This is a genomic window from Micromonospora chokoriensis (assembly GCF_900091505.1).
In the GTDB taxonomy this organism is placed as follows: domain Bacteria; phylum Actinomycetota; class Actinomycetes; order Mycobacteriales; family Micromonosporaceae; genus Micromonospora; species Micromonospora chokoriensis.
Genome location: NZ_LT607409.1, coordinates 2,494,099 through 2,507,891 on the forward strand (window position 1 = coordinate 2,494,099; position 13,793 = coordinate 2,507,891).

Genomic DNA, 13,793 nt, shown 5'->3' on the forward strand with positions numbered 1-13,793 from the left:
ATAGGTGGACCGGCGGTTGGATTTCGAACTCCGGTACCCGGCATTCCGGTCGGCCACACCTGCTGGTGTCGCGGTCAGGCGTCAACAGGGATGAACCACCACAAACCTCGCGGCCTCGGTGCGTGGGTCGGATAACCTGTGGAAGGTGGCCAGATCATCGGGGACGCGTCGACGCAGGGCCCGGCTGCGCACCGTCGCCCTGATCGGGATCGACGGCTCCGGCAAGACCACCCAGGCGCACCGACTGGCCGACGCGCTGACCGCGGCCGGCCGCCCGGCGACCTACCGGCGCAACGCCAGCGGGCGGCGATGGCTCGGCCGGCTCGCCCAGCGGCTCGGACGTCCCGACGCCCAGCGGCTCGTCGGACGCGACGGCGTACTGGCGGTGGAGTCCGTGCTGCGCTGGCTCGCGATCGCCGTCGCTCTGATCAGTTGCCTGCTCACCGGCCGGACAGCGGTGATGGACCGCTACTCGGCCTGCCAGTACGCGAGCATCCGCGCACACGGCGGGCAACGCTGGGAGCGGCTGGCGCGGGCCGGTTACCGGCTCTTCCCCACGCCACAGGTGACCTTCCTGCTGGCGGTGGACCCGGCGGAGGCGTACCGGCGGATCGAGGAACGCGGCACCGACCACGAGACGATGGGCTGGCTGACCGCCGCCGACACCGCCTACCGGGCCCTCCCCGAGTACCCGAGTTTCGTGCTCGTGGACGCGGGCCGCCCCGCCGAGGAGGTGAGCGAGCAGATCCAGGCGCACCTGGAGACCTGGCTGCCGCCCTCCTCCGACCAGCCGCGCGACGTGGGCCCGCTGGCGACTCAGGCCCGCCCGTAGACCGGCACCGTGGCTCCGCTGGTCGGGGCGGACTCCGCCGACGCGAGGAAACGGATCACCGGGGCGATCTCCGCCGGCGTCACCCAGCGCGAGTGGTCGGCGTCGGGCTGGGCGGCCCGGTTGGCCGGGGTGTCGATGACGCTGGGCAGCACGGTGTTGCAGCGCACCCCACGGTGCCGGTACTCCACCGCCACCGCGTTGGCGAAGGCCAGCACCGCCGCCTTGGCCGTCACGTAGCCGGCTGCTCCCGGGAACGGGGCGACCGCCGCGCGGGCCGAGACGCAGACCACCGCGCCCGCGCCGCTGGACATCAGGTGCGGCAGCGCGGCCTGGGTGACCAGGTAGGTCGGCCGCAGGTTGACGGTGAGCATCCGCTCGAAGACCTCGACCGGCGTCTCGTGCACCAGGCCACCGCTGGCGTACCCGCCGACCAGGTTGACCACGGCGCGCAGCGGCGCCGTCGGTTCACCGGCGGCGACCTCGATCGCCCGCGTCACGTCCGCCGGCTCACTCAGGTCCGCGACCAGCCGGACCACACCGGCCGCCGGCGCCGACCCGGGTCGGGCTTCCCGCTCCGGTACGACCACCCGCCAGCCCGCCTCGACGAACGCGGCGACGACCGCCCCGCCCAGCCCGCCGCTCCCCCCGGTCACCAACACACTGCCCCGCACCATTCCCCCACGCTAACCCTCCTGCCCCCTCCCCGATGCCCCCTCCCCGCGCGGCCCCCGGCCCCTCCGTCGATCATGGGGTTGACGAGCCGACGCGCCGATCCGAGCCACGGCAACGTCATGATCACCGCCGAGGGCCGGCTCACGGTCTGCTGTGGGCAGACTGGTTGGGTCGTTCGGCGGTCGGGGGCGCAGGATCGGCGGATGCGGATTCTGATTCTCGGTGGCACCCGGTTCCTCGGTCGGGCTCTGGCCCGACTCGCCGTCGAGCAGGGGCACGAGGTGACCTGCGCCGCTCGTGGTGTGTCCGGCGCCGTTCCGGCCGGGGCCAGGTTGGTGCCGGTCGACCGGGACGACCCGGACGCGCTGGTGCCGCTCGCCGGCGACGGCTTCGACGCCGTGGTCGACGTGGCCCGTCAGGTCAGCCACGCGCGGCACGCGCTCGCCGCGCTCGCCGACCACGTCGGTCACTGGTCGTTCGTCTCGACGATCTCGGTGTACGCCGACAACACCACCCCGGACCAGACCGCTGTCGACGCGCCGGTGCTGGCAGCGGCCCCACCGGACGTGGACGGACCGGTCGGCCCGGACCACCGCTGGTACGGCGAGTGCAAGGTGAGTATCGAGCAGGCGGTTCGGCAGCGGGTGGGCGTCGACCGGTCGTTCATCTGCCGGGCGGGGCTGATCGTCGGCGTCGAGGACCCGAGCGACCGCTTCCCGTACTGGGTGCGGCGGCTGGCGGCCGGTGGGGAGATCCTCGCGCCCGGACGCCCGACCGACAGCGTGCAGTTCGTGGACGTCGCCGATCTGGCGAGCTGGCTGCTGCACGCCGCCGGCACCCGCCTCGGCGGCACGTACGACGGCGTCGGGCCGGCGATGACCCGGGCCGACTTCCTGGCCGGGGTGGCCGCCGGGCTGGACGTGGCCGACCCCGCCCTGACCTGGGTCGATCAGGACTTCCTGGCCTCCCACGACGTACGCGAGTGGTCGGGGGAGCGGGCCCTGCCGCTCTGGGTGCGACTGCCGGAGTCCGGTGGCCTGATGACCCGCGACGCTCGGCCGGCTCTGGCGGCGGGGTTGGCGGTCCGTCCGTTGTCCGACACCGTTCGGGCGACCGCGTCCTGGATGGCAGCACAGCCGGACGCCGTACGGCAGGGTGGTCTCGACCCGGCGGATGAGGCGGCGGTGCTGCGGGAGTGGCAGGCTGTGCGGGACCGGTGATCCCGGCTGCCGACACTTTCCCCCACCCGGACAGTCATAGTTGACGCTCACGCCTGGTGAAAGTAAGTTTCATCCGTGGCGAAGAGTCCGAAGATTTCTGCGAGTCAGGAGCCCGGTGGGCTCATCGTCCACATCAGCGGGCTGTTGCCGTCGCTGTCGCCCGCCGAGCAGCGGGTTGCCCGGCTGGTCGTGTCCGACCCGGCTGCCGCCGCGCGGCGGACCATCACCGACCTCGCCACCGCAGCGGAGACATCCGAGGCGACAGTCATCCGATTCTGCCGTTCGGTCGGCATGGACGGTTACCCCCAGCTGCGCATCCGCCTCGCCGCCGAGGCCGCCCGCCGGATCGAGCCGCCGGACGCCCGGGTGGTCGGCGGTGACATCCCGCCCGGTGCCGACCTCGCCCAGATCATCGCCACCATCGCGTTCAACGACGCCCGAGCGGTCGAGGAGACCGCCGAGCAGCTCGACCCCGCCGTCTGCGAGCAGGTCGTCGAGGCGATCAGCGGCGCCGGTCGGATCGACATCTACGGCGCCGGCGCCAGCGGGTTCGTCGCCTCGGACTTCCAGCAGAAACTGCACCGCATCGGCCGGATCGCCTTCTACTTCCCGGACGTGCACACCGCGCTGACCTCCGCGGCCCTCCTCGGCCGGGGAGACGTGGCGATCGGCATCTCGCACACCGGCACCACCTCCGACGTGATCGAGGTGCTGGAGCAGGCCCGCACCCGGGGTGCCGCGACAGTGGCCCTGACCAACTTCCCGCGCTCGCCGATCGCCGACGTGGCGGACTTCGTGCTGACCACGGCGGCCCGGGAGACCACCTACCGCTCCGGCGCGACGGCCAGCCGGCTGGCCCAGCTCACCGTTGTCGACTGCCTCTTCGTCGGGGTGGCCGCCCGCAACCGTGCCCGGGCCCGCAAGGCCCTGGAGGCGACCGCCGAGGCGGTCCAGTCGCACCGGGTCGGTGCCAACCGGAGGCGGGCATGACGGCCGGCGCGGTGGAGCCGGACAAGGACATGCCAGCGCCACCCGCCCGCCCCGCCGTCCGGGTGGGCGCCCCCACCGAGCGGCGCAACCCCCTCAGCGTCGACCTCGACCTGATGTCGACCCGCGACGTCCTCACCGTGATCAACGAGGCGGACCGGCGGGTGCCGGCGGCGGTCACCGCGGTGCTCGACGAGATCGCCGCCACCGTCGACCTGGCCGTCGCGGCCCTGCGCGGCGGTCACCGGGTGCACTACTTCGGGGCCGGCACCTCCGGCCGCCTCGGGGTGCTCGACGCCGCCGAACTCGCCCCCACCTTCAACTCGCCCCGGCACTGGTTCTGCGCCCACCTCGCCGGTGGCCCGGACGCCATGTGGCGGGCCGTCGAGGACGCCGAGGACGACGACCGGGGCGGAGCGGTCGAGGCCGCCAGTTGCGTACGCGCCGGTGACCTCGCCGTCGGCCTGGCGGCCAGCGGACGCACCCCGTACGTCCTCGGGGCGCTCGCCGCAGCCCGCGCCAAGGGTGCTTCGACGGTGCTGCTCTGCGCCAATCCGGAGGCCGAGGCCGCCCGGTCGGTCGACGTGTTCATCGGGGTGGACACCGGACCCGAGGTGGTCACCGGGTCGACCCGGATGAAGGCGGGCACGGCGCAGAAGTTGGCGCTCAACGCGTTCTCGACAGCCGTCATGGTGCGACTGGGGCGGGTCTACTCGAACCTCATGATCGATATGGTCGCTACCAACGCGAAGCTCCGCGGACGATTGATCTCGATTCTGGTCGAGGCCACCGGCTGCTCCGAGGAGGTCTCCCAGAAGGCCCTCGCGGAGGCCGGCGGTGACCTGAAGACGGCGCTCGTCTCCCTGGTCTCCGGAGCCGAGGTCGACGCCGCCCGGGCCGCGCTGGCCCGATCCGCCCACCAGGTCCGCGGCGCCCTCGCCCTGCTCGCCCGCTGACGCCCGCTCCCGGGAACGGGAAGCGAACGGCCCCCCGGATTGTTCATCTGGCCGGGGGGTAATAACACTCCCGATGGATGAACCGACCGGTCCGCCGCTGCGTATCTGCCAGTGACCAGGATCGCAGCGTGGTGGTGACCCGGGTCGCTGTGTCCCCACGGCTGGCGGTGTTGCCATGGTGCGGTGACCCGTGCGTGGTGCCCAACGGAGAGCCGCCCGACGGGGTGCTGACAGCAAATATGGACCGCGCTCTCAGCTAGTACTCAGGCATTCGTGACACTTTCGACTCACGAGACGGAATCCCCGACACGTCTCATCTGTTGTGTAGGTGTCAGCACCGCTGGGCACAGCAGAAGTTACCAGGGGTTGACGGACGTGGGGAATGGCAAGGAACCGGGCAACCGGCGCGAGCGAGGGGACCGTGGGCAACGTGGACAAGAACATCGGCATGCGAACCGACGAGGTTGCCGAGGAGCGCGACCTGGTCGGCGTCTACCTGCACGAGATCTCCCGGACGCCACTGCTGGACGCCGCCAAGGAGGTCGATCTCTCCAAGGCGATCGAGGCCGGCCTCTACGCCGAGCACCTGCTCGGTGAGGATGCCGTTCCCGCCGGTGTCGACCGGGCCGACCTGGAGTGGCTGGTCGTCGAGGGGGAGCGCGCGAAGGATCTCTTCATCCGCGCCAACCTGCGACTGGTCGTGTCGATCGCCCGCCGTTACGTGCGTTCGGGCATGCCCATGCTGGATCTGATCCAGGAGGGCAACACCGGCCTGGTCCGGGCGGTCGAGAAGTTCGACTACGAGCGCGGCTACAAGTTCTCCACCTACGCGACGTGGTGGATCCGCCAGGCGATCAGCCGGGCGATCGCCCAGCAGGAGCGCACCGTCCGTCTGCCGGTTCACCTGGTGGAGGACGTCAACCGGATGCGCAACGTGGCCCGGCAGTTGACCCGTGAGCTGGGCAGCGACCCGGAGCCGGAGCAGATCGCGGCAGCGCTCGGCGTCACCGTCGAGCGGGTCAACGAGTTGCGCCGCTGGTCGCAGGACACCGTCTCGCTGGACACCCCGGTGGGCGACGACGGCGACACGAACCTCGGTGACCTGGTCGCCGACAGTGACGCCCCGTCGCCGGAGGACATCGTCCTCAGCGGTCTGGAGCGGCAGCGCATCGAGGGGCTGCTCAACCACCTCGACGACCGGTCCGCCGGCATCATGCGGGCCCGCTACGGGCTGGAGGACGGCCGGGAGCACTCGCTCACCGAGGTCGCCTCCCGGTTCTCGCTCTCCCGCGAGCGCATTCGACAGCTGGAGATCCAGGCGCTCGGCCGGCTGCGTGAGCTGGCCCGGGCAGAGGGGCTACAGGCAGCCTGACCTGGTAGTAATGACGGCGAACGGCCGGCGTCCGATAGGGGGACGCCGGCCGTTCACCGTCTCCGGACGTCTAGCGGACCCGACCGTAGCCCTGAATGGGCATCATGTTCATGCCCCGCTTGAGCACGTTGCGGCCGGCGCTCGGCGCGTCGATCACCTGACCGTCGCCCACGTACAGGGCGACGTGCCCCAGCCCGCTGTAGAACACCAGGTCACCCGGCCGTAGGTCACCTCGACCGATGTGGGCGACCGCGCTCCACTGCATCCGCGTGTTGTGCGGCAGCGACCGTCCGGCCGCCCGCCAGGCCGCTGAGGTGAGCCCGGAACAGTCGTAGCCGTTCGGCCCGTCGCCGGCCCACACGTACGGCTTGCCGAGCGCGCCGAACGCGTAGCGCACCGCGGCGCCGGCGTCACCGGCCACCGCGGGCACGTTCTTGGCCTCGGCCGCCGGGGCCCGGGGTTCGGGTCGCTCGGTGGCTGCCCCGTACGCCTGGCGACGCATCTCGTACAGCTTGGCCAGATCCTGCTCGATCTGCTTCCTGGCCGTCGCGAGCTGGCGGGCCTGCGCGGCCTGCTTGGTCAGTGTGGCGTCCAGCCGGGCCTTCTCGTCCAGCAGCCGTCGCTGGTCGGCCGTGTAGCCGGAGATGCGCTCCTGCCGCTGGCGGGTCAGCTGGTCGAGGGTGCCGAGGCGGTCCAGCAGAGCCGTGGCGCCCTCGGAACCCAGCAGGGCGTCGGCGGTCCGCAGACCGCCGCTCTTGTACGCGGTGCTGGCCAACTCGGCCACGTCAGCCTGGCTCTGCCTGGCCTGCTGTTCCAGCGGGCCGATGCGGGCCTGTAATCGGGCCACCGCGGCTTCGTTTGTCTTGATCTCCTCACGCAGTTTGTTGTACGACTCGACGACCCGCTCCAGCTCGGTCGAGGACGCCTCGATCCGGCGGGTCAGGTCGGCGGGGGACGGCTCGGCGTAGGCCACCACCGTCGGGGCGATCAGCGCGGCCGACATGCCGGCCAGCGCCATGGTGCGCAGCAGGTTTTTCAGGGATGACAAGAGCGGAAGGCCCCTCTCCCACGGCCGCCGGAGCTGCTGACGCCCTCGGCGACACCGGCCGGGGCCACCCGGGCGGACGGCACTGGGCCGGACCGGCTCGCCCAACCTAACCCGGGACGGCTGTCGCTCGCAGTTGAAGCAGGGGCGAATGTTGGCGAAGTGGCGGGGTGTATCCCTGCGTCGGATGGCGTCATCGTGACTGATGACGCGTGAAAAGAAGGGTGAATGGTCCGTTCGGCGAGGTATTGACAGATACACGACTTTCGTCGTTCCGGGCGTATGCCGCCGGATATCTGGTCGCCATAACCGATAAAACCTGAAATGGATGCTGTTTCTCGGCGATGTCGCCGGTTGGGGGAACGATCGAGAGTCGACAAATACACAGGTCAGCTAGCGGCGCCGCAACACAATGAACGGAGCCGGGAATCCCGTCGACAGGTAGCGGTGCCTGCCCGGGTCCACCTCGGTCAACCGTCCCCCGCGGGAGGAACCGTGGAACGTGAAGGCGCGGGAACACGGCCGTCGCGAACGGCGCCGGGCGCCCGGTCGACCCTGCTGTACGCGCGGCCCGGCATCATCGTGACCGTCGACCGGTTCACGGCCGGCCGAACCAGCTACCAGGTGGCCGACCTGACCCACCTGCGTACCACCCGAGGCCCGCACGACCGGATCGCCGTCCGGGCCGTCGTCGTCACCACCTGCATGCTCGGCGGTGTCGGCCTGCTCCTCGGCTTCACCGGTGGTCTGTACCGCCTGACCGCCGGGGCGTACCTCATTCTCGGCGCGGTCTTCCTGCTCCCCGCCGTGCTGGCGATGGTCGGTGATCGCTGGCGTCCACCGCCCCACGAACTGTGGGGGTGGTACCGGGGCGCCGAGGTGCTGCTGTTCAGCGCCGACGACGAGCGGCAGTTCGGCCAGGTCACGCGAGCCCTGCTGCGGGCCCGGGAGGTCAACCGGTACGGCGGGTGGGTCGACCCCCTCGCCTCGGCCGAACCGTGGCGGCCGAACCGTTGACCCGACGGCGGTGGGCCGTCGCCGAACCGGCGTCGGCCCACCGGCCGCTCAGCTCGCGACCGGCTCCGGCGACCGCTGCTCCTGCGGCGCGGCCACCCAGGCGCTGACCCGGCGCTCGGCGTAGAAGGAGACGAACGGCACGGTGCCGGCCAGCATCACCAGCAGCATCCGCTTCAGCGGCCAGTCGGCACGACGGCTCAGGTCGAACGCGGCCACCAGGTAGACCATGTAGAGGAAGCCGTGCGCCGGCCCGATCGTCTCGACCACGACCGGGTTGTCGAACGCGTACTTGAGCGGCATGCCGATCACGACCAGCAGGATCAGGACCACGCCCACGATCCAGGCGATCACGCGGTACCGGGTAAGGGCAGCGCCCACCTTCGTCCGTCCTTCCGAGCCCGGCTCAGCCGGGATAGTCACCGGGCCGGGCGCCCGGATTGGCGTTCAACCATGACAGGTAGTGGTTGTAGGCGGCCAGGTCGGTGTCCTCGACGGCGTCGCCGTCGGCCCGTGCCCGGGACACCCGCACCGGTCGACGGACCGCCGGTCGAGCGCCGGCGTCGGCCGTCGGTGTCGGCTCGACGGTCGGGTCCGGCGACGGCGCTTCGGCCTCCGCCCCCCGGCGGCGGGCGAGCTTCACCTCGCGCCACCAGACGTAGACCACGAAGCCGGCGAAGATCGGCCACTCGACCGCGTACCCCCAGCTCAGGGTGTTGCCGGCCGCGGCCCGGCTGACCTGCCACCAGCCCAGCCCCAGGAAGCCCACGGTCAGCACGACCATGGCCACGTGGCGCGCGATCCACGCCGGGGTCCAGAGCCGCCTCATGGCATCGAGGGTACCGGGGGCGGCTCCGGTCTCCGACACCGTGTCGTAGTTGTCGCGTCGCAGCCGTGGTTTGGTCGCCCGACGCCTGGGCAATCGTCTAGACGCCAGCCCAAACGAGATCAAGGGGGGCGATCATGACCGGATCGGTACGTGAGGACGGCTACGCGTCCAGCGGCAACACCGAGATGAGCCCGGAGCAGCGGATGCCCGAGTGGGGCGGCGACGACCTGGCCGACCCGGCCGGCACCGCGGGCCTCGACGGCGATCTGCCCGGCGTCGACCCGACGGAGCTGACCGACGAGGATCTGATCCGCGAGATGCACAGCCTGCACCGCACCCGCCTCGACACCCTGCGGCACGCGGCGGATTCCGCGCTCGCCAACCACCTGCGGCGTACCGCGGAACTGGAGACCGAATACCTGGCCCGCCACCCGGGCCGGGAGGTCGACCCCAGCCGCCTGCGGGACGCCTGATGCCGGCGCGCGCCGTGCGCGGCATGTCCGCGCCACCCGAGGTGGTCTTCAACACGGCCACCGACCCGGACCGCGCCTCGTCCTGGCTGCCGGAGCCGCTGCGCGGCGACGGGAGCCCCGCCGCCGAGATCGACGGCGAGGAACTGCGCGCGCGCTGGGGCGACGGCGACGACTGGTCCGCCGAGATCCGGGTGGAGCCGGCCGATGCCGGCGGCGCCCGGATCCAGCTCGACCTGGCCGACGGGTCGGGCGACCCCGGCCCGGACCAGCTGGCCGACGAGGCACTCACCAACCTGGCACGCGAGGTTGCCGACAACCTCCAGGCCGGCTGAGCGGGCCAGGCGGGACGCCCGGTCCCGCACCACCACGACATGGGAGGAGAACGGGTGAGCGACACCGGCCTGCGAGACAAGGCGGCGCGGTTGCGGCGGGCGTACGCGCCGCACGAACACCGGCCGCTCGGCGGCTACCTGGTGGCGATGGGCGCCTACGCCGGGGTGACCGGCGCGCTCGCCGGCCTGGTCAAGGTGACCGGCCGGCCGGTGCCGGAGCGTCCCGCGCCGTCCGACGTGGTGCTGCTCTCCATCGCCACCCACAAGCTGAGTCGGCTGCTGTCCAAGGACGCGGTGACGAGCCCTCTACGGGCGCCGTTCACCCGTTACGACCGCCCGATCGGCAGCGGCGAGGTGATGGAGCAGGTCCGTGACTCGGGCAGTCCCACCCGGCACGCCATCGGCGAGTTGCTGAGCTGTCCGTTCTGCCTGGCGGTCTGGGTGGCCACGGGGCTGACCGGCGGTCTGGTGCTCGCGCCCCGGCTGACCCGGCTGGTGGCCACCGCCCTGACCGCTGTCGCCGCGTCCGACTTCCTCCAGATGGCGTACGCGACGGCGCAGCAGGCGGCCGAGGGCGGGCACGACGACGACTGACGTCCAGAGACGGAAGGGGCCGGCGCTGCCGCCGGCCCCTTCCGTCGTCCCTGGGTCTCAGCGCTGCATGCCGGACCAGCCGTGCGGCGACTCCGGCTCGCGTTCGTCCTCGTCCGCGCCGGTGATGATGTCCCGGTCCACCGCCGTCTTGTCGTGCTCGTTGGCGAAGTCCGGCTCGGGGGTGGTGTCCATGCCCTTCGGCGGTTGACCGAGCGCCGGAACCTTCTCGTCGTGGTCCTCGTGGTGGGTCATGTCGCTGTCCCTTCTACGGTCGCTCACGCGACGGAGCCGCCGAGCAGGTCGCTGGCCTCGTCCACCGAGTACTCGCCCTCCGGCAGTGCGTCGACTCGGGCGAGCAGGTCCGCTGGAAGCTCGGCAGCCACCGCCCGGCGGTAGATCTCGCCCTGGTCGACCCGCTCCTGCGCCCGGAAGACGTCGTCGAGCAGGTCGTCGAGGGCCCGGGTGTCCGGCTCGCCGGACACTGATGCGTCGTCGGTCACCTCGATCAGCTACCCGGGCCGGAATCGGTCAAACGTCACGCCAGTGGGCCGCCTGCGCCGCCGGTCGATGACCTCCTGCGCCGCCTTTGCTCTGCACCCACCGGTGCGACGCACACGGTCCGTAACCGGTGCGCGGGTGGGTGCAGAGCAAAGGCGGTGGCGGATGCTGCGGGGCTTGGTCGCGCTCCGTCGCGCTCGTCGCCGCGTCCGCCGGGCCCGCCGCGCGTCCGCCGGGCCCGCCGCGCGTCCGCCGGGCCCGCCGCGCGTCCGCCGGGCCCGCCGCGCGTCCGCCGGGCCCGCCGCGCGTCCGCCGGGCCCGCCGCGCGTCCGTCGGGCCTGCCGCGTCCGCCGGGCCCGCGGGTGCGTCGCGTCCGGGTGGGCCGTCGCGGTGGTCGCGGCTCCGGTCTGGTTGCGGCTCGGCCGATACAGACAGCGCCGCCCCCGGCCCACAAGGCCGGGGGCGGCGCTGGTGTCGGTGTGCAGGTCGCCTCTCGGCGAGTGGCGCGACGCGGCTCCAGCCGGACGGTATTCCGCGAAGGCTATTTAGGTGAGGCCCGGGGACACTGGGCACACCGACACCCCAGTCAACGAGCCGACCCCCACTCGTGTTCCGTGCCGTCCGGTGTCAGCCGTCACACCGTCGTCGGGAGGGTGGCCCGTCGCGCCCGCACGGCAGAGGCCAGGTGATCGAGCACCTCGGCGGTGTCGTCCCAGCCGAGGCAGGCGTCGGTGACCGAACGGCCGTACTCCAGCTCCCGGGTCGGGTCGAGATCCTGCCGGCCGGGCAGGAGGAACGACTCCAGCATCACGCCGGTGATCCCACGCTGCCCGGCAGCCATCTGGGCGGCCACGTCCGCGGCGACCAGCGGCTGGTTACGGTGGTCCTTGCCGCTGTTGGCGTGGCTGGCGTCGATCACCAGGCGCTCCGGCAGCCCGGCCGCGCGGAGCAGGTCGATCGCGCCGGCGACCGACTCCGCGTCGTAGTTGGGCCGCCCGCCCCCGCCGCGCAGCACCAGGTGCCCGTCCGTGTTGCCGCGGGTGTGCATGATCGCCGGAGTGCCGGAGAAGTCGATGCCGGGGAAGACATGCGGCACTCCGGCGGCGCGGATCGCGTCCACGGCGGTGCCGATGCTGCCATCGGGGCGGTTCTTCATGCCGATCGGCATGGACAGGCCGGAGGCGAGCTGCCGGTGCACCTGGCTCTCCACGGTGCGGGCGCCGATCGCACCCCAGGCCACCGTGTCCGCGATGTACTGCGGGGTGATCGGGTCGAGGAACTCACAACCCACCGGCAGACCGAGGCGCAGCACGTCGAGAAGCAGCGCCCGGGCCAGCCGCAGGCCGGTGTTGACGTCCCCGCTGCCGTCCAGGCCCGGGTCGTTGATCAGGCCCTTCCAGCCGACCGTGGAACGGGGCTTCTCGAAGTAGACCCGCATGACGATCAGAAGGTCGTCGGCCAGCCGGTCGGCGGTGCCGCGCAGACGCTCGGCGTATTCGAGGGCGGCGGCCGGGTCGTGCACCGAGCAGGGGCCGACCACCACCAGCAGGCGGTCGTCCTCGCGGTCGAGCACGCGACCGACGGCGCGGCGGCCGTTCAGCACGGCCGAGGCGAGGGATGCGTCCAGGGGTAACTCGTGATGCAGCAGGGCGGGCGTGGTCAGCGGCACGACGCGGTCGATCCGCTGATCGCTGACCCGATCGGTCTCCGGGGTCGTCACGGTGGGGAATCCTTCCGCCGACCGCGCCCGGGGCCGGTGCCCGGGTCGAGCCGGCTGCTCGTACACAAAAGGGCAGGAACGAAAGCTCCTGCCCAGCCGGCTCGGTCTGCGGTGACGTCAGATCACGGTGAAGTCACCGGCGTGCGAGCCGGCTGCCTAAACCATCGATACGAACGCGTCACGTCGCCCAGCGTACCCGACCCGATGCGCAAGCCCACCGCGTCGTCCCAAGATGCGGAGTGACCATCGCGTGTCACGGTCCACGGCGGGGTAACAGGGGTGCCATGACTGACGAACAGAGCGATCACGACCGGGTGGAGTCCCGAGCCCACCACCTCCTGCCCGAGGAGGAGGCCGTGGGCAGCGACGACCCGGAGGCGCAGGCGGAGGCCATCCTCGCCGAGTCGGACCTCCGCGAGGAGGACCAGAACGCGGCACCGGACACGGTGCTGGAACGGCGCACCTCGGATCAGACGGTGGTCGCTGTCGAACCCCCGGACTGAGCGTCCGCGCCGCGAGCCCGGCGTGACCCCCGGTAGGTCTGCTCCCGCAGCCAGCCCAGAGGGCCGGCCACCCGCAGGTCGGGTGGCAGGTTGCGCACCGGGTCGAACGCGAGCGCGGCATCCTCCTCGGCGTCGAGCTGGGCGCCGATGCTGATCTCCCCAACCGGCCGCCACGGCCCCACGGCGGACGCGACAGCGAGCACCAGTCGCGGCGTGTCCGTCCGGGTCGCGGCGGCCACCGCGCTCAGGCCGCGGCCGAGGCCGACCGAGTCAGGGTCGGCCAGCGCGGCCAGCCAGATCCGGCGTGGGCCCACGCGGTAACCCATGATCGAGGTGTACGTCCCGGTGAAGTCGCGCCGGGGCAGCGGCAGGTTACGCAGCAGCGGGGCCGCGCCACTGGAACTGACCAGCAGGTCGAACGGATGGCCGCCGTCGCGGTGCAGGCGTACCGCGAGGCCGAGCACGTCCGGCCAACTGCCGGGCGTCGGGGTGCCCTTGGAGAGCCGGACGGTCGCCCGGTACCGGCCGGGGTCGTCCAGCAGACCGGCCCCGGTGGGTGGTCCGGGCGTACCCCAGATCATCATCTCGCCGGTGAAGGAGCGACCGGCCGGATGCAGCAACCGGCCGCGGCGTCGGCTGAGCGCGGCGGCGGCGCGTTCGACGGCGGTGGCGAGCCGGGACGGGGGCGGGGTGACGGTCATTGCCCTCCGATACCCCGGGCGGCCTCTCTGATGCGACGGGTCGGC

Annotated in this window: 18 protein-coding genes; 10 read left to right on the top strand and 8 right to left on the bottom strand. The window is 72.3% G+C overall.

Annotation, left to right across the window (positions count from 1 at the left end; translation table 11 throughout):
• The first annotated feature begins 145 nt into the window (after nt 1-145).
• Nucleotides 146-832 carry a dTMP kinase gene (locus tag GA0070612_RS11780; RefSeq protein ID WP_088987943.1) on the top strand — a complete coding sequence of 229 codons (687 nt, stop codon included), beginning with the start codon at nt 146-148 and terminating at the stop codon, nt 830-832.
• On the opposite strand, the gene GA0070612_RS11785 is transcribed toward GA0070612_RS11780, so the two are convergent.
• Nucleotides 817-1,506 (bottom strand): SDR family NAD(P)-dependent oxidoreductase, encoded by a 690-nt coding sequence (locus GA0070612_RS11785; protein ID WP_088987944.1) that lies wholly within the window; start codon nt 1,504-1,506, stop codon nt 817-819. The two genes, GA0070612_RS11780 and GA0070612_RS11785, sit on opposite strands and share 16 nt — an antisense overlap.
• A gap of 201 nt (nt 1,507-1,707) precedes the next feature.
• Here GA0070612_RS11785 and GA0070612_RS11790 point away from each other — a divergent pair, with 201 nt between their 5' ends.
• The 4 genes from GA0070612_RS11790 to GA0070612_RS11805 all read left to right on the top strand — a co-directional run bounded on the left by GA0070612_RS11790 (nt 1,708) and on the right by GA0070612_RS11805 (nt 6,039).
• Nucleotides 1,708-2,724 carry an NAD-dependent epimerase/dehydratase family protein gene (locus GA0070612_RS11790; protein WP_088991428.1) on the top strand — a complete coding sequence of 339 codons (1,017 nt, stop codon included), beginning with the start codon at nt 1,708-1,710 and terminating at the stop codon, nt 2,722-2,724.
• Nucleotides 2,725-2,799: 75 nt separating this feature from the next.
• Nucleotides 2,800-3,714 carry a MurR/RpiR family transcriptional regulator gene (locus GA0070612_RS11795; RefSeq protein WP_088987945.1) on the top strand — a complete coding sequence of 305 codons (915 nt, stop codon included), beginning with the start codon at nt 2,800-2,802 and terminating at the stop codon, nt 3,712-3,714.
• Complete coding sequence (locus GA0070612_RS11800) at nt 3,711-4,667, top strand: N-acetylmuramic acid 6-phosphate etherase (RefSeq protein WP_197699354.1); 957 nt, start codon at nt 3,711-3,713, stop codon at nt 4,665-4,667. Before GA0070612_RS11795 ends, GA0070612_RS11800 begins: the two co-directional genes overlap by 4 nt.
• 382 nt (nt 4,668-5,049) lie before the next feature.
• On the top strand, nt 5,050-6,039 hold the full coding sequence (locus GA0070612_RS11805; RefSeq protein ID WP_088987946.1) for a sigma-70 family RNA polymerase sigma factor: 990 nt from the start codon (nt 5,050-5,052) through the stop codon (nt 6,037-6,039).
• Between the two features lie 70 nt (nt 6,040-6,109).
• Here the strand turns inward: GA0070612_RS11805 and GA0070612_RS11810 are convergent, their stop codons facing one another.
• On the bottom strand, nt 6,110-7,087 hold the full coding sequence (locus tag GA0070612_RS11810; RefSeq protein WP_088987947.1) for a C40 family peptidase: 978 nt from the start codon (nt 7,085-7,087) through the stop codon (nt 6,110-6,112).
• 492 nt (nt 7,088-7,579) lie between these two features.
• On the opposite strand from GA0070612_RS11810, the gene GA0070612_RS11815 reads away from it, so the two are divergent.
• On the top strand, nt 7,580-8,101 hold the full coding sequence (locus tag GA0070612_RS11815) for a DUF6232 family protein (protein ID WP_088987948.1): 522 nt from the start codon (nt 7,580-7,582) through the stop codon (nt 8,099-8,101).
• Nucleotides 8,102-8,149: 48 nt separating this feature from the next.
• Here the strand turns inward: GA0070612_RS11815 and GA0070612_RS11820 are convergent, their stop codons facing one another.
• Both GA0070612_RS11820 and GA0070612_RS11825 read right to left on the bottom strand, forming a co-directional pair.
• Nucleotides 8,150-8,479: a DUF3817 domain-containing protein gene (locus GA0070612_RS11820; protein ID WP_088987949.1), complete on the bottom strand. Its 330-nt coding sequence runs from the start codon at nt 8,477-8,479 to the stop codon at nt 8,150-8,152.
• A 25-nt stretch (nt 8,480-8,504) separates the two neighbouring features.
• Nucleotides 8,505-8,927, bottom strand: a complete 423-nt coding sequence (locus GA0070612_RS11825) for a hypothetical protein (protein WP_197699355.1) — start codon at nt 8,925-8,927, stop codon at nt 8,505-8,507.
• Between the two features lie 131 nt (nt 8,928-9,058).
• Between GA0070612_RS11825 and GA0070612_RS11830 the strand changes: the two genes are divergently transcribed.
• From GA0070612_RS11830 to GA0070612_RS11840, 3 genes are read left to right on the top strand one after another with little or no spacing between them, the layout of a single operon-like run.
• Complete coding sequence (locus GA0070612_RS11830; protein ID WP_408630565.1) at nt 9,059-9,400, top strand: DUF6158 family protein; 342 nt, start codon at nt 9,059-9,061, stop codon at nt 9,398-9,400.
• A complete protein-coding gene (locus GA0070612_RS11835; RefSeq protein ID WP_088987951.1) occupies nt 9,400-9,732 on the top strand; it encodes an SRPBCC family protein in 333 nt (110 codons plus the stop codon). The genes GA0070612_RS11830 and GA0070612_RS11835 overlap by 1 nt, the downstream gene beginning before the upstream one ends.
• Before the next feature lie 39 nt (nt 9,733-9,771).
• Complete coding sequence (locus GA0070612_RS11840) at nt 9,772-10,326, top strand: DUF1360 domain-containing protein (RefSeq protein ID WP_088987952.1); 555 nt, start codon at nt 9,772-9,774, stop codon at nt 10,324-10,326.
• 57 nt (nt 10,327-10,383) lie between these two features.
• On the opposite strand, the gene GA0070612_RS11845 is transcribed toward GA0070612_RS11840, so the two are convergent.
• The 3 genes from GA0070612_RS11845 to GA0070612_RS11855 form a co-directional block, all read right to left on the bottom strand.
• The gene (locus tag GA0070612_RS11845) at nt 10,384-10,578 is read right to left on the bottom strand and encodes a hypothetical protein (RefSeq protein ID WP_088987953.1); all 195 of its coding nucleotides are present in this window, start codon (nt 10,576-10,578) and stop codon (nt 10,384-10,386) included.
• A gap of 23 nt (nt 10,579-10,601) precedes the next feature.
• Nucleotides 10,602-10,835 carry a hypothetical protein gene (locus GA0070612_RS11850; protein WP_408630566.1) on the bottom strand — a complete coding sequence of 78 codons (234 nt, stop codon included), beginning with the start codon at nt 10,833-10,835 and terminating at the stop codon, nt 10,602-10,604.
• Nucleotides 10,836-11,458: 623 nt separating this feature from the next.
• Nucleotides 11,459-12,544 (bottom strand): 3-deoxy-7-phosphoheptulonate synthase, encoded by a 1,086-nt coding sequence (locus GA0070612_RS11855; protein ID WP_088987955.1) that lies wholly within the window; start codon nt 12,542-12,544, stop codon nt 11,459-11,461.
• 284 nt (nt 12,545-12,828) lie between these two features.
• Here GA0070612_RS11855 and GA0070612_RS11860 point away from each other — a divergent pair, with 284 nt between their 5' ends.
• Entirely contained in the window at nt 12,829-13,047 is a 219-nt protein-coding gene (locus GA0070612_RS11860) for a hypothetical protein (RefSeq protein WP_088987956.1), read from the top strand.
• Here the strand turns inward: GA0070612_RS11860 and GA0070612_RS11865 are convergent.
• The gene (locus GA0070612_RS11865) at nt 13,014-13,748 is read right to left on the bottom strand and encodes a phosphodiesterase (protein ID WP_088987957.1); all 735 of its coding nucleotides are present in this window, start codon (nt 13,746-13,748) and stop codon (nt 13,014-13,016) included. The genes GA0070612_RS11860 and GA0070612_RS11865 overlap by 34 nt on opposite strands.
• Between the last annotated feature and the right edge of the window lie 45 nt (nt 13,749-13,793).